Annotated in this window: 18 protein-coding genes; 5 read left to right on the top strand and 13 right to left on the bottom strand. The window is 63.8% G+C overall.

All coding sequences use genetic code 11. From position 1 onward, the window contains the following. Positions 1-227: 227 nt before the first annotated feature. The gene (locus tag ACIGJE_RS29290; RefSeq protein WP_415085927.1) at positions 228-827 is read left to right on the top strand and encodes a dihydrofolate reductase family protein; all 600 of its coding nucleotides are present in this window, start codon (positions 228-230) and stop codon (positions 825-827) included. A gap of 244 nt (positions 828-1071) precedes the next feature. On the opposite strand, the gene ACIGJE_RS29295 is transcribed toward ACIGJE_RS29290, so the two are convergent. Next, positions 1072-1677 carry a LysE family translocator gene (locus ACIGJE_RS29295; RefSeq protein WP_415085929.1) on the bottom strand — a complete coding sequence of 202 codons (606 nt, stop codon included), beginning with the start codon at positions 1675-1677 and terminating at the stop codon, positions 1072-1074. A 102-nt stretch (positions 1678-1779) separates the two neighbouring features. Between ACIGJE_RS29295 and ACIGJE_RS29300 the strand changes: the two genes are divergently transcribed. Beyond that, positions 1780-3138 carry an aminotransferase-like domain-containing protein gene (locus ACIGJE_RS29300; RefSeq protein WP_415085931.1) on the top strand — a complete coding sequence of 453 codons (1359 nt, stop codon included), beginning with the start codon at positions 1780-1782 and terminating at the stop codon, positions 3136-3138. 12 nt (positions 3139-3150) lie between these two features. Here the strand turns inward: ACIGJE_RS29300 and ACIGJE_RS29305 are convergent, their stop codons facing one another. The 3 genes from ACIGJE_RS29305 to ACIGJE_RS29315 all read right to left on the bottom strand — a co-directional run bounded on the left by ACIGJE_RS29305 (position 3151) and on the right by ACIGJE_RS29315 (position 5600). Beyond that, the gene (locus ACIGJE_RS29305) at positions 3151-3804 is read right to left on the bottom strand and encodes a Vgb family protein (protein WP_415085933.1); all 654 of its coding nucleotides are present in this window, start codon (positions 3802-3804) and stop codon (positions 3151-3153) included. 16 nt (positions 3805-3820) lie between these two features. Then, positions 3821-5035: a helix-turn-helix domain-containing protein gene (locus tag ACIGJE_RS29310; RefSeq protein ID WP_367624361.1), complete on the bottom strand. Its 1215-nt coding sequence runs from the start codon at positions 5033-5035 to the stop codon at positions 3821-3823. Between the two features lie 337 nt (positions 5036-5372). Further along, the gene (locus ACIGJE_RS29315) at positions 5373-5600 is read right to left on the bottom strand and encodes a hypothetical protein (protein ID WP_311941363.1); all 228 of its coding nucleotides are present in this window, start codon (positions 5598-5600) and stop codon (positions 5373-5375) included. A gap of 296 nt (positions 5601-5896) precedes the next feature. Between ACIGJE_RS29315 and ACIGJE_RS29320 the strand changes: the two genes are divergently transcribed. Further along, complete coding sequence (locus ACIGJE_RS29320; protein ID WP_367624360.1) at positions 5897-6280, top strand: hypothetical protein; 384 nt, start codon at positions 5897-5899, stop codon at positions 6278-6280. Between the two features lie 61 nt (positions 6281-6341). On the opposite strand, the gene ACIGJE_RS29325 is transcribed toward ACIGJE_RS29320, so the two are convergent. Continuing rightward, a complete protein-coding gene (locus tag ACIGJE_RS29325; protein WP_311941369.1) occupies positions 6342-6677 on the bottom strand; it encodes an ElaB/YgaM/YqjD family protein in 336 nt (111 codons plus the stop codon). 184 nt (positions 6678-6861) lie between these two features. On the opposite strand from ACIGJE_RS29325, the gene ACIGJE_RS29330 reads away from it, so the two are divergent. Beyond that, complete coding sequence (locus tag ACIGJE_RS29330; protein WP_311943922.1) at positions 6862-8232, top strand: IS1182 family transposase; 1371 nt, start codon at positions 6862-6864, stop codon at positions 8230-8232. A 173-nt stretch (positions 8233-8405) separates the two neighbouring features. Here the strand turns inward: ACIGJE_RS29330 and ACIGJE_RS29335 are convergent, their stop codons facing one another. Continuing rightward, the gene (locus tag ACIGJE_RS29335) at positions 8406-9164 is read right to left on the bottom strand and encodes a response regulator transcription factor (protein ID WP_367624359.1); all 759 of its coding nucleotides are present in this window, start codon (positions 9162-9164) and stop codon (positions 8406-8408) included. A gap of 434 nt (positions 9165-9598) precedes the next feature. On the opposite strand from ACIGJE_RS29335, the gene ACIGJE_RS29340 reads away from it, so the two are divergent. After that, positions 9599-10018 (top strand): DUF1236 domain-containing protein, encoded by a 420-nt coding sequence (locus ACIGJE_RS29340; RefSeq protein WP_311945240.1) that lies wholly within the window; start codon positions 9599-9601, stop codon positions 10016-10018. A 402-nt stretch (positions 10019-10420) separates the two neighbouring features. Here the strand turns inward: ACIGJE_RS29340 and ACIGJE_RS29345 are convergent, their stop codons facing one another. The 7 genes from ACIGJE_RS29345 to ACIGJE_RS29375 form a co-directional block, all read right to left on the bottom strand. After that, a complete protein-coding gene (locus tag ACIGJE_RS29345; protein WP_311945238.1) occupies positions 10421-11299 on the bottom strand; it encodes an SMP-30/gluconolactonase/LRE family protein in 879 nt (292 codons plus the stop codon). Between the two features lie 55 nt (positions 11300-11354). Next, on the bottom strand, positions 11355-12281 hold the full coding sequence (gene kce, locus ACIGJE_RS29350; RefSeq protein ID WP_311945237.1) for a 3,5-dioxohexanoate:acetyl-CoA acetone transferase: 927 nt from the start codon (positions 12279-12281) through the stop codon (positions 11355-11357). A 9-nt stretch (positions 12282-12290) separates the two neighbouring features. Next, positions 12291-13235, bottom strand: a complete 945-nt coding sequence (locus ACIGJE_RS29355; RefSeq protein ID WP_311945235.1) for a 3-hydroxyacyl-CoA dehydrogenase — start codon at positions 13233-13235, stop codon at positions 12291-12293. Positions 13236-13263: 28 nt separating this feature from the next. Beyond that, positions 13264-14043 (bottom strand): SDR family oxidoreductase, encoded by a 780-nt coding sequence (locus ACIGJE_RS29360; protein ID WP_367624355.1) that lies wholly within the window; start codon positions 14041-14043, stop codon positions 13264-13266. 25 nt (positions 14044-14068) lie between these two features. Continuing rightward, the gene (locus ACIGJE_RS29365; RefSeq protein WP_415085940.1) at positions 14069-16144 is read right to left on the bottom strand and encodes an ABC transporter permease; all 2076 of its coding nucleotides are present in this window, start codon (positions 16142-16144) and stop codon (positions 14069-14071) included. Next, on the bottom strand, positions 16141-17691 hold the full coding sequence (locus tag ACIGJE_RS29370) for a sugar ABC transporter ATP-binding protein (protein ID WP_311945091.1): 1551 nt from the start codon (positions 17689-17691) through the stop codon (positions 16141-16143). Before ACIGJE_RS29370 ends, ACIGJE_RS29365 begins: the two co-directional genes overlap by 4 nt. A gap of 147 nt (positions 17692-17838) precedes the next feature. Continuing rightward, on the bottom strand, positions 17839-18963 hold the full coding sequence (locus tag ACIGJE_RS29375) for a sugar ABC transporter substrate-binding protein (protein ID WP_415085942.1): 1125 nt from the start codon (positions 18961-18963) through the stop codon (positions 17839-17841). Positions 18964-19002: the final 39 nt, after the last annotated feature.

Here is a 19002-nt window from a genome sequence, read left to right on the forward strand (position 1 = left end):
CCTGCTGCCCGCCACTGCATGCCGCGCCCGCGCCGCTACGTGCCTTCGGTGGGAGTCGTTCGCTCCCCTGCCCGCCCGACAGAATGTTCCATCGCCGATATAAACTAAGCCCTTGCGCTAAGTTTTGAAGGCTGATAGTTAGCCTTGAGGATAGGTAATGGGTTTTCACCCACATCCCGAAAAACCGGGGTCGAGCTGCGAAAGGTGATGTCATGAAGCTGGTCTTGATGGAATTCTTGTCCCTCGATGGCGTGTATCAGGGGCCGGGAAGCCCCGATGAAGACACGACCGACGGTTTCACCCGCGGCGGCTGGTTCGTGCCCTTCATCGATGATGCCTTGATGCGTTCGGTGATCGCCTGGGTCGCCGAGGCCGATGGCTTCCTGTTCGGGCGCCGAACCTATGAGAATTTCGCGCGCGATTGGCCGAAAATGGATGATCCGAACGATCCGATCGCCAGCAAGCTGAATGGCGCTCCGAAATATGTGGCCTCGACATCGCTCGAACGTGCCTCATGGGCTCCATCGACCATCCTGTCTGGCGACATTTTCGACGGCATCGCCGCCTTGAAGGCCAAGCCCGGTCGCGAGTTGCAGATCCATGGCAGCGGGCGGCTCGCCTACTCGCTATTGGCAGCCGGATTGGTGGACGAGCTAAGGCTCATGGTTGCTCCCGTCGTACTGGGACAGGGCCGCAAGCTCTTCAGAGATGGCGGGCAGCCTCTCGGCTTCAGGCCGTTGAAGGCCGAGGTGACGCCGGCCGGCCTCACGATCCAGGTCTACGAGAAGGCTGGAACACCCACCTTCGCGACTTACAGTCCTTCGTGATTTGCCGGACCGAGACGGGCCGAGATGGGCCAGGCTCCGCTGGACGAGAGGCGCCGAAATGCCGCGATATCGCCACCGCGCCGAAACAAACGGAAATCGCAGGTTAAGGCAGCACGGGCATGCTGGTGGCCTCTTTCACCGGAGCCAAGCCGATGCTCGAAAGTGTGCTGCTTGCCTTGCTGTTCTCCTTCGTGACCTATTATCTCACCTTCGACCTCTGAAGGGAGGTCGATGCTCCCGTCGATCAACGCCCCGCTTCAGCCAGGATCGGATAGAGTGAGGCGACCAGCGCCAACGCCATCACCATGTTGAAGACGCGCAGCCGCACAGGTTCCGACAGGAAACCGCGCAAAGCGGTCCCCGCTGCCGCCCAGACCAGCAGGCAGGGGCCATTGGCCAGAACGTAAATGGCCGCCACCACCAGGACATAACCGAAGAAGCCGTCGACCGGCGTGTAGGTCGCAATCGCTCCGATCGCCATGATCCAGGCCTTTGGATTGACCCATTGGAAGGCCGCTGCCTGGAAGAAAGTCATCGGTCGATCCCGGCCACCCTCCGAATCCGGCCCGCCCGCTCTCGCGATCTTCCAGGCGAGATAAAGGAGATAGACCGCGCCCCCATAGCGCAGCAGTGTGTGAAGGAACGGGAAGGCCGTGAACAAGCCGCCTATGCCGAAGCCAGCGGCGAGCACCAGGATGCAGAAGCCCAGATTGATGCCGAGAAGGTGAGGCATGGTGGCCCAGAGACCGTAATTGGCGCCGGAGGCCAGCAGCATCGTGTTGTTCGGCCCCGGCGTGATCGAAGTGACGAAGGCATAGAGGATGAAGGCGGTCAGCAGGTCGGATGTCATGGCAAGGGCCGTCGGTTCCGCAGGGAATTGACGGCACCATAGAGGCGTGACACATTTTCGAAATGCATAATAGTGTCATGTGACACAATTAACGAGTTTATCGTGAAGCTTGCGTCGCCCTGGGAGCCACGCCTGACACCAGGCGACGACCCGCCATTCGAGCGGCTCGCCGCGGCGCTTGCCGACGACATCGCCGCCGGCCTGATCGGCGCCGGCGACCGGCTGCCGGCCCATCGCGATCTTGCCTGGCGCCTCGGCATCGGCGTCGGCACCGTCACCAAGGCCTATGTCAAGCTGGAGCAGCGCGGCCTGGTCAGATCCCTCCACGGCCGCGGCATGTTCGTGGCAGGCATATCGGCCATGGCGACCGGAAGCATCGACCTCGGCATCAATGCTCCGCCGCAGATGTTGAGCGACAGGTTGCTGCAGGCGACATTGTCGACACTGGCAAAGCGCCTCGATGCCGAAACGTTCGGGGCTTATTCCCATCCTGCGGGGCGCCCGGAGCATCGCCGCCTGATGGCACGCTGGCTGGCCAGATGGGGCGTCGACGCCGGACCGGACCGTATAGTGCTGACCCATGGTGCCCAGCACGCCCTCGCCATTGCGATGGCCATGGCCTGTCCGCCGGGAACCCATCTGCTGACCGAGGCATTGACCTATCCGGGCGCCCTGCTGGTGGCGCGGCAGGCCGGCCTCGAGACCATTGGCCTCGCGATGGACCGGGAGGGCCTTACGCCCGGTGCCCTGGCCGAGGCGCTCGGCGCCGATCACGGCCGGCACCGGGTGCTCTATGTGACGCCCACCCTGCACAATCCGACGACGGCGACGATGGGCGCCGAACGCCGCCAGGACGTGGTCCGCCTCTGCCGTGCCCACGACGTCATCATCATCGAGGACGACGTCTACGGCATTTTCGCGCCAGCCGGCGTTCGCCCCCTGGCCTGCCTTGCACCCGAACGCACCTTCCATGTCACCAGCCTCTCCAAGGCCTTGAGCCCGGGGCTTCGCATGGGTGCGCTCGTCGTCCCGTCCGATCGCGTGGCCGAGGCGGAGGCGAGGCTGCAGGCGAGCAGCACCATGGCCTCGGCGCTCCAGGCCGAGATCATGGGGATGTGGCTGACGGACGGAACGGCGGAAGCCGTTGCCTCCTCGATCCGCGCAGATGCCGTCCGGCGCTCGGCCTTCGCTGCCGATCGCCTGCCCAAGCAAGCGGCGCTCAGGATCAATGACGGTTTTCACGCCTGGCTGCCGATGCCGGCCGAAGCGGCGGATCGTTTCGTCGCCCGTGCCGCGCTGCGCGGTGTCGCCCTGATGCCGGCGCGCGCAGCCATGGCCGATCCCTCAGCACCGGACGGTGGAGTGCGGATAAGCCTCGGCGCTCCCGCGATGGCTCAGCTCGACCAGGCGCTGGGCGTTCTCGCCGACTTGTTCCTGCCCGAGCGGCCCGTGCTCGTCTGAGCACACAGGCGTTCAGCCACGAGCGCGCTTTGCCTTTGTAGGCCGGCGGACGGCCCTGACTTTTCCGCTTTCGCCGCCACCGCAGAAGAAACGCTCGCCCCCATCGGCTTCGAGCCCGGAGACGACCAGGCCGGCCGGCATCGCAAGGCTGTCGAGGACCGTGCCGGTGGCCGGATCGACATGCCGCAATTCGCTTTCGTCATTTTCCCAGGTGGCATGCCAGAGTTCCCCGTCGACCCAGGTCACGCCGGTGACGAAACGGTTGGATTCGATGGTGCGCAAGGTGGCGCCAGTCTCGGGATCGATCTGGTGAATCTTGCGGTCCTGATACTGGCCGACCCAGAGAGCACCCTCGGCCCAGGCCAGGCCCGAATCCTTGCCGCCGCCGGGCGCTGGAATGGTGGCGAGCACCGTGCCGGTGGCCGGATCGATCTTCTGGATGCGATCCTCCGCAATCTGGAACAGATGCCGGCCGTCAAAGGCGGTGCCGGCATGCGCGGGGACGTCGAGAGCCTTCACCGTCTTGCCGCTGTCGGGATCGAGCGCATTCAGCTTGTCGCCGGAGGCGAACCAGACGTTCTCGCCATCGAAGCTGACCCCGTGTACGGCTTCGACCCCGGCGAAGGGGCCATATTCGCGAAGGATTTCTGCTGGTGTCCGTTTCATACGGCCGATCCTAGCTTTATGGCAGCGGTGCCGGGAGTAACAAGGTTGTCGCGAAACTCGGCACCGGCGGCGTCACCCAGCGGCGTGCTCTTCCACGGCCGAAGAATTGCACTTTGGCGGCCAAGGCGAGCTCGTCGAGAGCACGCTGCACGGTACGCTGGCTGGCTCCGAGTGCAAGCGCCAGGGCAGAACTGGACCAGGCCTCGCCATCGGAGAGAAATGCCAGCACCGCCGCATATTTCTCCTCCACCGGCCGGGCCAACACCAGGACCTCGCCGGTGCGGCTCGGCGCCAGCGCAAAACCGCGCTTGGTCGCATTGACGGTGGCCAGTCCCCTCAGGGTCGCACGCAGGCGACCCATTTCGACCCGCAGGCGGGCGCGATGGGACTCGTCGGCCGACTTGGCTCCGAATGCACGCGCCACCAGCTCGTCGCGCGTCACATCGCGGGGCCAGGCCTCGCCGAGTGCACGGACGAGGGCGAACAGCACCGGTCGCCGGGCAAGCGAAGTCGATTTGTCGCCATTGCGCACGACATGGCGGCAGGCATCGATCATGAAGGCTTTCGACATCTGCAAAGCCTCGACTTCATCGAGCAGGACCGGGCGTTCGCCGCCGGCCCTGATCAGGCGGGCCGCCGGCGTATCCAGGATCAGCCTGGCGCTTTCGACTTCCGCCGCCAGCGCCGGGATTGCGGCCTCGCTTGCGGCCCGTTCGGCCCGTGCCAGCGCCGTACGGGCCTGCCGGGTCTCGAGCCGACGCATCGCAATGCCGGCAACCACCAGGTCGTGGGCCGTCCTCAGGGCCGGCGGCAGCGGCGCGGGGTCGAAATTGGCAAGTTCCGCCTCGGCGGCATCCAGACGCCCGATCAGCAGCAGGCGCCGGGCTTCGAGATATCTGGCATGAGCGGCATTCACGCGATCGCCATGCTGCTCCAGCGTCGTGCGTGCGGTATGGAGGGCCTTGGCGGGCCAGCCGAGGTCACGCGAGACGAAGGCGATTTCGGCCTCGGCGACGATGCATCTCGCGCGCGCCACGGCTTGCCTGGCGCCGAAGGCGCGCGCGGCATTTCGGATCAGGGTTCGGGCACGGTCGAGGTCGCCGAGCTGCGCCATAGCGATGCCCCGCAAGGCCAATGCCGGCGCGTCGTCACGCAGGGCAACCCGGTTCAGGGCGCCGAGCGGGTCGCCGGCAGCGAGCGCACGGGCCGCGGCCGTCATCAGCGAGTCCATTCGAATCCCGCCAAGCTTGTCACTCCCATCATCCGCTGGTCCCGGACTAGCACGAAATGCCAGATCTTATCGAGAACACCATGAGTGCCGTCATGAGCCTCATTATGGGATGGCGCATCGGATGCCGGGTAATCGGCGCCGCCGGCCATTCCGAACGGTCTGCAGCCGGGGACTCATTGCAGCCTGAACGCCGCCGGCTGACCGCGATCCTACTGGTGAGCGGCCTGCTGGATCTGCGCAACATGGCGGTCGTCACGGCGGGCATCACCGTCCAAACGCCTCGCACCAAAGGGCCCGCACCCGGATGCTCGCGCCGGAGCTTCCGTGCTCGCATGTTTCAGGTCCTGCGGCGCGCGGTGAAAGCAGGAGGATCGCTGGCGGGAAAGGACTCGTCGCTCGCCTCATCGACCGCGTCCCACGGATCTTCGGGCTGCGCTGCCATGTCCCGGCGCCGGCCGGCCGCTTTCAGCGCCCCGACTTCCTGGCGCAATCGATGATTTTCATCCAGCAGCTTGGCAATAGCGACCAATCCCGCGAGTGAAGCCAGAAAGCCAAGCCTGCGCATGTTGTTCTCCTTTGCAAGCCGCAGATCCTGCTCGAAGGCCGCGGCCTCGATATCGAACTGTCCTGGCGCTGAACCTGCGAACCGGGTTCATGGTTCCCGCCGGCACCACAAAGCGGCCCGGGCTTTGCTCCACTTCGTCGCAGGCAGGAAACCTTTGTTGTCCGCCGCCGTTTCGCCTCCGACAACCATCGAGGTGCCGATCCATGCAAGCTTACGACGTGCGCGCCCTTTTTTCATTTGCCGATAGGGCGAGTCGGCTGGATAGGAGCGATCCATGGCTCGATCGCGATATCTGCTTGAGCCTTCGTTATCTCAATGGCCGCATGTTCGCCGATTGGCTGGTCGTCCTGCCCGACCATCGCCTGTCGTCCGCCGATGGTTCGCATTGTGGCGAGCCTGACGCGCTCACCACCTCCATCGATGCTGTCGAGAGGCTTCGGCGCTGTCTGCTGCCCAGGAGCAGGCTGAGCGTCAGGACGCTCGATGGCCATGCGGAACAGTTTCAGTGCCAGGTACAGTTTGGCGTCGGCACACGTGACACCGGCAGGGCGATCGTCGCCAGTTCCGAGCCTTGTGCCCGGCTGGCGGCCCTCCTTCACGCCTTCGCAAGTTCGACGCTGGGCTGGCCGGAGCCTGCAAGCGAACCAGCCAGACTGCGCTTTGCCCTGGTTGACAAATGAGCGAGCCTGACCGGAAACCGCTGCAGGACGTCGTGGCGGCGCCTGCTCGATAGACAGAAGGTTAGCGTCGCTCGTTCCCGAGCAGGGTCGCACCGACGAAGAGCCCAACGACGAATCCCAGAATGCCGGCCGAGGACAATATCGTCGCGGCCGTGCCGGGATGTTCCCTCGCCGCATCGGTCACGGCATGCGCCTGCTCGCGGGCCTGCTGGAAGGAGGCTCTCGTCTGCCCTCTGGCCCGATCCACGGCTTCGGAAGCCGCTTCGCGTGTGCGTTCCAATGTCTCGGCACCGCGATCCGCGATGGATTTGCCAAGCGCGCTGATTTCCTTGCGGAGATCGGCAATCTGCTTTTCCAGTTCCTTGCGCACATCGTCCGAGGAGATCGAGTCGGCCATCTTGTTCTCCGTTCTGGTGATCCTTGACGGTGATGGTGGATACCTGCACCGCCCTTGCCCATAACGCCCGATCAGGCGGCATGTTCCCGACACCTCACCGGCAGACAAAAAAGGCTCCCATAGGGAGCCTTCAGACTGCTGACAAACCAGTAGCGTTAGTCAGCAGTTTTTGATTCAGTGGGTCATGTTGAAGAAACCCGGCCCCGAGCAGACGGCGATCGAGATGGTTACGCTCGATGCGCTTGTTCCCAAGGATCATCTGCTGCGCAAGATCGACGCGGTGATCGACTTTTCCTTCATCCATGATCGCGTGTCGGGGCTTTACTGTGCGGACAATGGCCGTCCTCCGCTGGACCCGACCTTGATGTTCAAGGCGTTGTTCATCGGCTACCTGTTCGGCATCCGCTCGGAGCGCCAGTTGGTGCGCGAGATCGAAGTGAACGTGGCCTATCGCTGGTTTCTGGGGCTCAAGCTGATGGCGCCGGTGTTCGACGCCTCGACGTTGTCGCAGAACCGGCGCCGGCGCTACAACGACACGGATGTGGCTCAGGCCATCTTCGATGCCATCGTGGAGCAGGCGATCGGACATGGGCTTGTGGATGGCAAGGTGCTGTACACGGACTCCACCCATCTGAAGGCGAATGCCAACGCCAAGAAGTTCGACCTAGCCCAGGTTGCCAAGTCACGAGCCGATTACTGGCAAGCCCTGGACGCGGCTGTCGAGGCGGAGCGGGCGGCGCATGGCCAGGCCCCCCTGCCGGTGCGCGAACGTGAGCCCGAGGTGAAGCAGACCAAGGTCTCGCGGGTGGATCCGGACAGCGGCTACATGGTGCGCGATGGCAAGCCCAAAGGCTTCTTCTATCTCGATCACCGCACGGTGGACGGCAAGGTCGGCATCATCACCGATACCTTTGCCTCACCCGGCAATGTGCATGACAGCATCGTCTATCTGGGCCGGCTCGACCGCCAGCGCGAGCGCTTTGCCTTGCCGGTGAAGGCGGTAGGGCTGGATGCGGGCTATGCCAGTGCTGGCATCGCCAAGGGATTGGAGGATCGAGCCATCCTGGGTGTGACCGGCTATCGTACCCCCAACCCGCCCAAGCCTGGCATGATGCGCAAGAGCCAGTTCATCTATGAGGAGGAACGGGACGGCTATCGTTGCCCGCAGGGGCAGTTGCTGGCCTATGCCACCACAGACCGCGACGGCTATCGCCAGTACGCTTCCGATCCGGCCATCTGCCGCACCTGCCCGTTGCTGGCTTCATGCACCCGCTCCGCCGACAACCGACGCGTCATCACCCGGCACGTCTGGCACGAAGCGCGCGAGCGCACCGATGCAAACCGCCTCACGCCCTATGGCAAGCTGATCTACAAACGACGAAAGGAGACGGTGGAGCGTTCCTTCGCCGATGCCAAACAGTTGCACGGCCACCGCTATGCCCGCTTCCGAAGTCTCACACGCGTGGCCTGCCAATGCCTCCTGGCCGCTGTCGCCCAGAACATCAAGCGCATCGCCACTCTGCTGGCTCCCGCTTACAGGTCAGCACCAGCCTGAAAGGGCTCTTTCTCAAAAAAGTCGATAACTCAAACCTTTGCAGCAGGCACATAAAATAACCCCGCCAAAAATGGCGGGGTTTGTCAGCGGTCTGAAGGCTCCCATAGGGAGCCTTGCCGTCTTGCGCATTCATCCAGGCACGAACGCGTTTTGCTCGAGCCGAGGCCCTGTGCTTAGTTGAACAGATCCTTGGTCAGGATCGCCACTTCCGTGCGATTGCGCGCCTTGATCTTGCGCATGATGTTGCGGATGTGGATCTTCACCGTGCTCTCGCTCATCTCCAGCTTGAAAGCGATGATCTTGTTGGACTCGCCACGGCGTAAACGGTCGATGACGTCAATCTGCCGCTGGGTGAGCGCCTGGCCGAGTGGCCCCTTGTCCGCAGCCGGCATGGGCGCGGCCTGCGCCGCCAGGAGGCTGCTGACGGGGACGAACTTCTCTCCTGCCTGAACCAGGCGAATGGCGGCGGCCGCCATGTCCAGATTGAAGGTCATGCCGACGAAACCCTGGGCACCCTGTTCGAGGCTGCGACGGACCAGAACAGGGTCCTCGACATCGGAGAGTACGATGATCTGGCTGTCGGGAGCCTTGGCCTGCAACCGGGCAATGTCGTCGCAAATGGCGCGTTCTGTCGCGCCGTCCCCAGTCGCGCACAGCAATATCGTCACGGGGGCGGCAGGGTCCGTCGGACGCCATTCGTCGACAGATCCATAGCCGCTCGTGCTGCAGTTCAATTCGGCTTCGGCGAGGCAGCGCGCCAGGCAGTCGCGGATCAGCGTTGCGGCGCTGATGATGAGGATCGGGATCGTCGCGACCCGGGGTGTGATGATCGGACCGGAAACGGGAGTCGGCCGCATGGCTTCATTGCGCAGTCTTGGCAGACGGTCGACGTCGACGCTCCTATAGGCATCGGAAAGCACGGCAGCACCCATTACCATATTACCTTAAAATAGACTGCCGCTATCCAGCAGATCTCCAAACTTCATGGAGCCTTAGGGGTAATTTCATGCTGCGGATGTGCGATTTCGCACATACGACGCCGGCAGATCATCCGCTGCGATGACGAATCCGGTTATGCGCACGACACTCGGACAACCATCGGCGCACGTCTGCGGCCGCAAGACACAACGGCTGCGCGGCGACAAGAATTTCCTATCTACATATCTCAAAAAACTTGGAATTCATCAGAATACTTCAATGACACACATTTACCGGAAATGTGTCATCATTAAGAAATCAAAGATAATTTTGCGACGCGTGCCGTAATTCCTATTTTCATCAAAATTATATGGGAACAATTGCAGCCATGGGTTGTTGTATTGCTCATATCTGGAGTGGATACACTCGATAACCACGGAGAAAGGTCATGACAAGCAGGTTGATGAACTTGATTGGCATATCTTTGGTGGCGCTATGGCTGCCGGCCGCTGCCCAGGCACAAGGCGTGATGGGCGGAGCCCAGGAAGGGGCGGAACGCGGCAATGACAATGCCGGGCCGATCGGCGGTATCGTCGGCGGTACGGTCGGCGCCGTGACAGGCGGCATCAACGGGTTGCTGGGGATCGAACAGCGCCCCCGCTTCCGCAAATATGTGATCGAGCGGCATATCCCCTCCTATCGCTATGAAGAACCTCTCAATGTAGGCGTCGTCCTGCCTGAGGAGGGCGTCGAATACTACGACGTACCTGCCGACTATGGCGAAGTCCGCTACAAATATACGGTCATCAATGATGAGGTCGTGTTGGTCGATCCCGGCACCCGTCGGATCGTACAGATTGTAGAGTAGCATCCGGGTCTGCGGGTGGCTCGTTCACTTTAGCCACCCGCAATAGACATCGAGGTCTTCCGGCTGCTGCAGATGCAGGGGTCGGAAGACTTCGATGTCCGTTCAAGGCAAGCCGATAAGTCATCGATTTAAGAATGTAAAATATCAAATTGATGTATAAAGATTTTTTAAAGAATTAAACCAAGGATCTCCACCCTGCTCGGATAACGAAAAGTCTTGCCCAGCGGCCCATGAGTCCGCCGGCTGGGCCAGCTTATCGGCGCGGGATCATCCTCGTCCTTAACTTCAGCAAGCTGGCCGCCAGCCAAGAAAACGACACTCGTCGGCAACGATGCAGGCTGGCCCCGCTTGCGGCGAAAGCTGCTGGTTGGGGCCGTCCCGTCCCGCCGTTTTCCGATCCCTTCACCCGCCGAAGCGCGGTTCGGGAATGCCCCTTATGCCCAAATCATGGATGGCGAACAGGCTGCCTCGCAGCACGCCGTCACCCGGGAAGCGCGGCAAGGGTGGCTTGGCCATCGAGGTCACATAGAGCACGTCGAGATCGGGGCCGCCGAACATCACGCTGGTGACCTTCTTGACCGGCATCTCGATCACCCGGTCGACGGAACCGTCCGGCCGGTAGCGTACCAGCTTGCCGTCATAGACCAGGGCATTCCACAGGCAGCCCTCGGCGTCCACCGTCGAGCCATCGGCCGCGCCACCGCCGGAGCCGTCGACCTTGGCGAAGGTTCGTTTGTTCGACACGCTGCCCGTATCCTGATCGTAATCATAAGCCGAGATCTCGCCGGACCAGGTGTCGGTAAAATAGAAAATGGTACCGTCCGGGCTCCAGCACGGCCCGTTCGAGCAGATGATGCCGCTATCGAGCCTGGTGACCTTGAAATCCGTCGACAGGCTGTAGAGCGCCCCGTTCGGCCCCTCCTCCATCGTGTCCATGGAGCCGGCGACGAAGCGGCCGCGCTTGTCGACCTTGCCGTCATTGATGCGGTTGTTGGGCAGATCCGGCTCGGGATCGTGGATGAGTTCGACGTCCCCGGTCTTGAAGTCGAGGAGGTGGAAGCCGCGCGCCAGCGAGACGACGGCGCCCGAGCCATCCTTGCGCAGCGCCATCGAGCCGATCTTCTGCGGCACGTCCCAGGCCCGCAGTTCCCGGCCGTCGGCAGTAGCACGGAAGACGCGGCCGTCGAAACTGTCGATCCAGTAGAGGCGCTGCTGCTCGACATCCCAGAGCGGCCCCTCCCCCAACGTGGTCTTCACATCCAGCAGGACTTCGATACGCATGCTTGTTCCCTCTCCTTCAACCGTTCTTTGGTTTTCAGCCTCCCGGCGGCCTGCCTCAGAAATTCACGGCGTGGCCGCCTTTCAGGCCCAGCATTTCGCGGGCCTCGTCCGGGGTCGCCACGGCAAGGCCGAGACCTTCGATGATCTGGCGGACCCGGGTGACCTGCTCCGCATTGGAGCGGGCGAGCACGCCCGGCCCGTTCCAGAGCGAATCCTCCAGCCCGACGCGGACATTGCCGCCCATCGCGGCCGCCATCGCCGCAATGTTGAACTGGTTGCGCCCGGCACCGAGAACCGACCAGCGATACTGGTCGCCGAACAGGCGGTCGGCCGTGCGCTTCATGTGCAGGACGTCGTCGGGATGGCCGCCGATGCCGCCCTGCAGGCCGAACACGGTCTGAATGAACAACGGCGCCTTCACCAGGCCGCGATCGAAGAAATATTTGAGGTTGTAGAGATGCGCCGTGTCGTAGCATTCGAATTCGAAGCGGGTGTCGTTGCCGGCGCAGGTGGTCAGGATGTGCTCGATCTGCCCGAAGGTGTTGCGGAAGATGATGTCCTTGTTGGCCAGATAGGTCCGCTCCCACTCGTGCTTGAGATCGGTGAAGCGATCGAGCATGCCGAACAGGCCGAAATTCATGGAGCCGAGATTGAGCGAGGCGACTTCAGGCGCGAAGGTCGCCGCCGGCCGCACGCGTTCCTCGATACTCATGGTCGGGGCGCCGCCGGTGGTCAGGTTGATGACGCAGTTCGAGCGCTGCTTGATCTGGGGCAGGAACCGCGCAAAGGCCTCCGGCGTCTGGTCGGGCTCGCCCGTTACCGGATTGCGGGCGTGCAGATGCACGATCGCCGCGCCGGCTTCGGCGGCGCCGACAGCCGCATCGGCGATTTCTTCTGGCGTCACCGGCAGATGGGGCGACATTGACGGTGTGTGGATGGCGCCCGTTACGGCGCAGGTGATGATGACTTTATTGCGGGCCATACCGTCTACTCACTTTCCAATGTCCTTGGCGGCTTTGCGCTTGTGGGCGCGGAGAGCCATCAACTGGCGATCGCGCCATTTCTGGCGTTCGCCGAGCTTGTCGCGTGGCAGAAGGGCGCTACGCTCGGCTTCGATGCGCTCCATCACGGGGCCGGCCCAATCGACGCGGTACTGCACCGACGGGAAGATGTTGGCGTAGATGCCCTGGTAGCGCTCGGCATAGTCACGCACGCCCCCGGGCGCGTTGAGGTCGATCGTCTCGAACGGCCCCATGAAGGACCAGCGCAAGGCCAGCCCGTCGCGCAGGCCGATATCGATGTCCTCGACGCTGGCGATATCGTCGGCAACCAGGCGGAACGCTTCCTCGAGCAGGGCCCCCTGCAGGCGGTTCATGATGAAGCCGTCGATCTCGCGCTTCATCACCAAAGGCGACTGGCCGCAGCTGCGCATGAAGTCGGCAGCCTTGGCCATGGCCTCCTGCGAGGTCCAGGGCGAGGGACAGACCTCGACCGCCGGCACCAGATAGGGCGGATTGATCGGATGGCACACGAGGCAGCGCTGGCGGCCGGGCAGATGCTCCATGAAGGCGGAAGGCAGGATCGCCGAGGTCGAGCTTGCCAGCACCGCCTTGGCGGGTGCCAGCCTGTCGAGATCGGCGAACAGGGTACGCTTCAGTTCGACCTGTTCGGGCGCATTTTCCTGGACGTGATCGACGTCATCGAGCGCCACTGCAAGATCGGCCTCGATATGGATGCGCGCCTTAACCTCGGCCGGCTCGGAACCACCCAATAGGTCGTTGGCGGCCAGATCCGGCAGCATCTCCTCGATGAAGGCCAGGGCTTTCGGCAGGGCGTCGGCGTCCTTGTCCCAGAGCCTGACTTCGTGGCCGGCCCTGGCGAAGGTGATGGCCCAGGCGCGGCCGATGAAACCGGATCCGATGATGGCTGTCTTCATGGGGATGTTCCCGACTGAGAGGGGGCGCTCACAGGGATTCGACGTTGCCGTCGACGCCCAGGGACTGGCCGGAGATGTTGATGCCGGCCGGCGACAACAGGAAGAGGACCATGGCCGCAACATCCTCCGGGCCCGTCATGCGGCGCAGCGAGATGCGATCGAGATACTGCTTCTCCATCGCCTCATAGGGCACGCCGACCTGCGCGGCGCGGTCGCGGATCACCCCCTCCATGCGCGGGCCTCGGATGATGCCGGGCAGGATGGCATTGACGCGAATGCCCGAGGGGCCGAGTTCCTTGGCAAGGCTCTGGGTGAAGCCGATCACCCCCCATTTGGCAGCCGAATAGGGTGTGCGATAGGCATAACCATAGCGCCCCGCCGCCGAGGACAGGTTGACGATGGCACCCTCGCCGGCCTGCTTGAGCAGGGGCACGCCATGATGCGTGCACAGGAACTGCCCTGTGAGGCAGATGTCGATGGTGCGGCGCCAGTCAGCGGGCGCGATCTCCTCCACGCCGCCTGTCGGCCCGGCAATGCCGGCATTGTTGATGAGCGCGTCGAGGCCGCCGAGGCCCGCTTTTACCTCATCGAACAGCCTGGCCACCGCCTCCTCGTCGGAGACGTCGCACAGGCTGGCGCCGTGTCCGGGATGGGCGCTGCGGAAATCGGCAAGATGATGCTCGGCGACATCGCACACATGCACCCTGGCACCGTTGTCGATCAGGAGGTCGGCGATGGCGCGGCCGATGCCGGAAGCTCCGGCGGTGACGAGAACCCGAAGACCGGGCTTGAGGACAATTCCAGTCATGATATTTCCTTGTATGGCAATATGTTCAGGTGTTTTTCTCGCGCAATGTGATAACCGCGCAAAGCACGACCACGCCATAGAGAATTGCGCGTGTGGCATAGGGAAGCGTGGTACCGGCGAGCAGGGTCTGCAAGGCCGTCAGCAGCAGCACGCCGCCGATCATGCCGATATAGCGCCCTCGCCCGCCGGTGATCAGTGTGCCACCCACCACGGCGACGGCGATGGAAGGCAGGAGATAGTCATCGCCCATGCCCAGGCTCGCCTGGCCGGAGAAGCCGGCGAGGAGGCAGCCCACGAGCGCCGCGCAGAAACCCGACAGCATATAGACCTTGACGAGGGTCGCCCCGACGGGAACGCCCGAAAGCTCGGCGGCACGCATGCCGTTGCCGATGGCGTAGACACGCCGGCCGAAGGCCGTGCGACCCAGCAGGATCGTGGCAACGAGCACGAACAGGATGACGAGGGGGACGATCGGTGTCATGCCCATCACCTGGCCGGTCATAATCCAGCGCAGGCCGGGGGCCGAAAAGCCGTCGGGCGTGCCGCCGGAATAGACGAGCGCAAAGCCTTGCAGGATGCCGTTCATCGCCAGGGTCATCACGATCGGCGACAGACCGAGGGCCACGATGCCGAGACCGTTCATGAGGCCGATGAACGTGCCGATCCCCAGAGCCAGAGGCAGGGCATAGAGCATGGCGCTGTCAGATCCCTTCATCAGGCCGGCACTGACGATGCCGCAGAAGGCGATCGTCCATGGCAGCGAGAGGTCGAGGCCACCGGTGAGGATCACGCTGCCCTGCCCGAGCGCGAGAATGGCCAGGAAGCTCGCCAGCACGATCAGCGAATTGTAGTAGCCCCATGACAGCAGGGTGCTGCCGAGCACGAACTGGCTGACGACGAGAACGATCGCAAAGCAGGCAAAGGCCGGCAGGACGGTGCGCAGATCCTCCTGGCGGCGGATCCAGAAGCTGGGACGCGCGACTTGAGATCGTGCGGCTCGAGCGGGCTCGTCCGGCAGCCGCAGCCGCGTTTCCGGCAGGGTCAGCTGCCGAGGCAGACGCCCCTGACGCCAGGCCGACAGGCGATGGCCGCCGAGGCGCAAGGTCGAGGCGAGCACCGAGGTGCGGGTGATCGAAGCGCCCAACACCGCCAGGATCAGGATGGTGCCCTCGACCACGGAGGAATAGAAGGCCGGCACGTTGAGGACGAGCAGGATGTTGACCACCATCATCAGCACATAGGCGCCGAAGATGGTGCCGACCGGCCCGCCGCGCCCGCCGCCCAGCAAGGTGCCGCCCACCACCACCGCCGCAAACATCTGCAGCAGCATGGGATTGCCGACCAGCGGATCGCCCGAGCCGGTCTGCGCGCTGATGAACACGCCGGCCAAACCGTAGAGCCCGCCGGCCAGGACATAGACGAAGAACTCGCACAGGCGGGTGTCGAGACCTGCTGCCCGCGCCGCGTCCCGGTCCGAGCCGATGGCATAGATCGCCTTGCCGAAGATGGTGTTCTTGAGGAGAAACCAGCCCAGCACCAGGAGGACGAGCATCAGAACCGGGCCCGGCAGCCAGTCGGGGATGACGTCCGCCGTGAAGAAGGCACTGAACCCGGCGGGAAGCTGGCCACCCGGCTTGTCCATCACCAGCAGCGTCACGCCCTGCAGGATGAACATGGTCGCAAGCGTCACGACGATCGGCTGAAGACGCAGGAAGGCGATGAAGAAGCCGTTGAAGGCACCCGCCGCAGCCCCGATGGCGATGCCGGCGCAGGACCATAGGAGGATGCTGGATGGATCGTCCTGCATGTGGCTCGCCAGTGTGACGTTCACCAGCGAGATCACGGCGGCGGCCGACAGGTCGAACCCGCCCGACAAGACCACGACGGTCTGGCCGATCGCGGCCGTTGCCAGCGTCGCCCCGCCCGTGGCGATGGTCGAGATGTCGTAATAGTTGAGGGATCCGCTGACGAGGCGGATCAGCCCGAGGCAGACCAGGAAAGCCGCGATGGCGATCAATGTGCCTCGATGGCGCGCCCAACGCAGTACCGCGCGCCTGGGGGGCGACGGCTTGAGGGACATATCGGCTTGGGCCGCGCTCATGATGCCTCCCGGATCGTGGCAGCGCTGCCCAGCGTGGCGCGCAGAATGGCGTCCTCGGAAATCGCGGGGCCGGTGAGATCGGCCGCAACCTTGCCGCGATAGAGCACGAGGACGCGATGGGCGAGATGGTCGAGCTCGGCGATCTCGGTGGAATGGAACAGGACGGCGCCGCCCGCGGCGGCATATTGCTGGATCAAGGCGTAGATCTCATGCTTGGTCCCGACGTCGATGCCGCGGGTCGGATCGAACAGCAGCAGCACGCGGCTTTGCGCGAACAGCCATTTGGCGATGGCGATCTTCTGCTGATTGCCGCCGGAGAAGGACTTCACGCTGGTCCACAGCGCGCGCATCTGCACGTTGAGCCGGCCGAAGACCCGGGCGACATCCCTCTCCTCGCCGGCCTCGTCGATCAGGCCGAACCTGGTATAGCGCTCGATCACCGGCAGGGAGACGTTGCGCTGCCCGTCGAGCTTGAGGAAGAGGGCTTCGGTCTTGCGGTCCTCGGGAACCAGGCTGATGCCGATGCGCGCCTCGATGGCGTCGCGCGGGGAAGTCAGCGTCACCGGCTGTCCGTCGATGCGGATCTCGCCGCGATATTCCTCCATGCCGAACAGGGCCGAGAAAAGCTCGAGCTGGCCCATGCCCTGGAGGCCGGCGACGCCGAGGATCTCACCTGCGCGCAGGTCGAAGCCGACGCTTTCGAGCCTCTTGTGTGTATTGAGGCCGTTTACCGAAAGCACGGGATCGCCGGTCAGCGCGGGCACCGGCGGCTTGGGCGGGAAGGAGCGGCCGAGCTCCCGGCCGGCGATCATGCCGATCAGGTCCTCGTCGGCGACATCGGCAAGGCTGGCGGTGGCGATATGCTTGCCGCCACGCAGGACCGTGACGCGATCGCAGAAGGCCCTCACCTCTGCCATGCGGTGGGAAATGAAGACGACCGTGACGCCATCGCGCTTCAGCCCGTCGATCAGGCCGCCCAGCCAGTCGATGTCCCGGCCGGAGAGCGTGGAGGTCGGCTCGTCGAGAAGGAGGATCCTGGGGCGGCGAAACAAGGCGCGCGCAATCTCGATCTTCTGGCGCAGGTTGAGATCGAGATCGCGCAGGTCGGTGTCGAGGTCGATCGCCGCAAGGCCGATCGCGTCCAGATGTTCAGCCACCTGGCGGCGGGCCTCGGCGCGGCGGATCTGGCCGAGCAGGGTCGGCGGATAAGGCAGCAGCATGTTGTCGAGCACCGTCAGGTCCTTGACGATGGTCAATTCCTGGAAGGCGGTCTGGATGCCGAGCCGATGGGCCGCGCGCGGGCTGCCAAGCATGGCCTGCTGGCCGAAGATCTCGAAATGGCCCGAACTCGGCAGGATCAGGCCGGACAGCAATTTGACGAGCGTCGACTTGCCGGCGCCGTTCTCGCCCAGCAGGGCATGGGTCTCGCCGGCGCTGACCTCGAAGGAGACGCCGTCGACGGCGATGGTCGGCCCGAAGGAACGGCTGATATCGCGGGCCGCGACCGCCGTTTTCGGCAAAGCCGTCTGAACGGATGGGGATGACATGCGAGCCGGTCCTGAACTCATTTGCGGTATCTGCGCGCCTCATCCTGACCGGGAGGCTCACATCGAGACCAACAAGGTGTCTCTCCCTCTCCCGCAAGAGGAGAAGGAGAGTCTCGGATTTGGACGAGGGCGCGGACCGCCCTGCCTTCAATTCTCGGGCTGGCCGACCAGCGCCGCCGACAGCCCGAGCTCGGGCGTTTCGGCCGAATAGATCGAGGCGAACCAGCCGGGGTTGGAAACCAGAGAGGGCTTGAAGGCGTTACAGCCGGCCTTCATCTCCGCCCAGCTGCCTTCCTGGCAGAGCTTGATCGTCTCGTTCGTCACGATCGGCAAAGGCAGCACCGTGTGCTTGGGAATGTCCTTGCCATCGAGCTTGGCGACGGCAAGCTTCAGGGCCAGGCCACCCGAGTAAGGCGGCGAGGCATAGGAAATTCGGGGCGCAGCCATCGGGGTATATGTGCCGTTGACGCCTTCGACCTCGGTGCCCACCGGCAGCATCTGGATGCGGCCGCCATTCGAGCCCTCGCCGGCACAGGGCTTGAGCTTATCGGGGGTCGCGCCGGCCTCGATCTGCATGGTATTGGCGGTATAGCAGCCCACCTGCATCCACAGCCCGTCGATCTCGTCCCATTTACGGGTGGCCATGATCTTGGACAATTCGGTGCGAGCCACCGCCTGGCTCCACATGCCGACGGCTTCGTTGACGATCTTGATGTCGGGATATTTGGCAAACACCTCCTTGGCTGCCTTGGTGCGCAGCGTATCGACCGAGGTGCCGGGCACGCCGGTGATGGCGATGATGTTGCCCTTGCCGTTCAGTTTCTTGGCCAGCCATTCGGCCGTGACCCGCCCTGCCTCGGCCTGGTCGATCGTGACGTTGTAGGCGCAGGGTTCGGTGATCTCGCCATCATAGGCGATCACCACCACGCCCTTGCCGCAGGCATTCTTCACGGCCGCATTCAAGGCCGTGGGCGAGATCGGGAAAACAACGATGGCCTTGGCACCGGCCTGGACCATGGCGTTGATCTGCTGGATCTGGCGCTGGGCATTGGGGCCGGCGACCTGGACCTGGAGATCGACCTTGTCGGCCATCTCTTTGCTGGCGGCCATGGCCTTGACCATGTTGGCGGCCTCGCCCTGCCAATCATTGCCGATATAGCTCATCGACAGATAGATCTTGTATTTGTCCTTGGCTTCGGCCTGCCCGCCAAGGGCGCATAGGCCGAGCAGTCCCGCGCCCAGCAGGGCAGCACCGCGCTTCACCAGTCCCATTCTTCCCTCCCTGTCAGCCCGCTTCGTTGCGGCGGGCAC

The sequence above is a fragment of the Labrys sp. E2SS-1L genome, assembly GCF_057073705.1.

What these genes read in the sequence shown, in the direction of transcription:
- ACIGJE_RS29290 (WP_415085927.1), top strand. Translation starts at nt 228, where the DNA reads ATGGAATTCTTGTCCCTCGATGGCGTGTATCAGGGGCCGGGAAGCCCC.
- ACIGJE_RS29295 (WP_415085929.1), bottom strand. Translation starts at nt 1,677, where the DNA reads ATGACATCCGACCTGCTGACCGCCTTCATCCTCTATGCCTTCGTCACT.
- ACIGJE_RS29305 (WP_415085933.1), bottom strand. Translation starts at nt 3,804, where the DNA reads ATGAAACGGACACCAGCAGAAATCCTTCGCGAATATGGCCCCTTCGCC.
- ACIGJE_RS29310 (WP_367624361.1), bottom strand. Translation starts at nt 5,035, where the DNA reads ATGGACTCGCTGATGACGGCCGCGGCCCGTGCGCTCGCTGCCGGCGAC.
- ACIGJE_RS29315 (WP_311941363.1), bottom strand. Translation starts at nt 5,600, where the DNA reads ATGCGCAGGCTTGGCTTTCTGGCTTCACTCGCGGGATTGGTCGCTATT.
- ACIGJE_RS29325 (WP_311941369.1), bottom strand. Translation starts at nt 6,677, where the DNA reads ATGGCCGACTCGATCTCCTCGGACGATGTGCGCAAGGAACTGGAAAAG.
- ACIGJE_RS29330 (WP_311943922.1), top strand. Translation starts at nt 6,862, where the DNA reads ATGTTGAAGAAACCCGGCCCCGAGCAGACGGCGATCGAGATGGTTACG.
- ACIGJE_RS29335 (WP_367624359.1), bottom strand. Translation starts at nt 9,164, where the DNA reads ATGGGTGCTGCCGTGCTTTCCGATGCCTATAGGAGCGTCGACGTCGAC.
- ACIGJE_RS29340 (WP_311945240.1), top strand. Translation starts at nt 9,599, where the DNA reads ATGACAAGCAGGTTGATGAACTTGATTGGCATATCTTTGGTGGCGCTA.
- ACIGJE_RS29345 (WP_311945238.1), bottom strand. Translation starts at nt 11,299, where the DNA reads ATGCGTATCGAAGTCCTGCTGGATGTGAAGACCACGTTGGGGGAGGGG.
- kce (WP_311945237.1), bottom strand. Translation starts at nt 12,281, where the DNA reads ATGGCCCGCAATAAAGTCATCATCACCTGCGCCGTAACGGGCGCCATC.
- ACIGJE_RS29355 (WP_311945235.1), bottom strand. Translation starts at nt 13,235, where the DNA reads ATGAAGACAGCCATCATCGGATCCGGTTTCATCGGCCGCGCCTGGGCC.
- ACIGJE_RS29360 (WP_367624355.1), bottom strand. Translation starts at nt 14,043, where the DNA reads ATGACTGGAATTGTCCTCAAGCCCGGTCTTCGGGTTCTCGTCACCGCC.
- ACIGJE_RS29365 (WP_415085940.1), bottom strand. Translation starts at nt 16,144, where the DNA reads ATGAGCGCGGCCCAAGCCGATATGTCCCTCAAGCCGTCGCCCCCCAGG.
- ACIGJE_RS29370 (WP_311945091.1), bottom strand. Translation starts at nt 17,691, where the DNA reads ATGTCATCCCCATCCGTTCAGACGGCTTTGCCGAAAACGGCGGTCGCG.
- ACIGJE_RS29375 (WP_415085942.1), bottom strand. Translation starts at nt 18,963, where the DNA reads ATGGGACTGGTGAAGCGCGGTGCTGCCCTGCTGGGCGCGGGACTGCTC.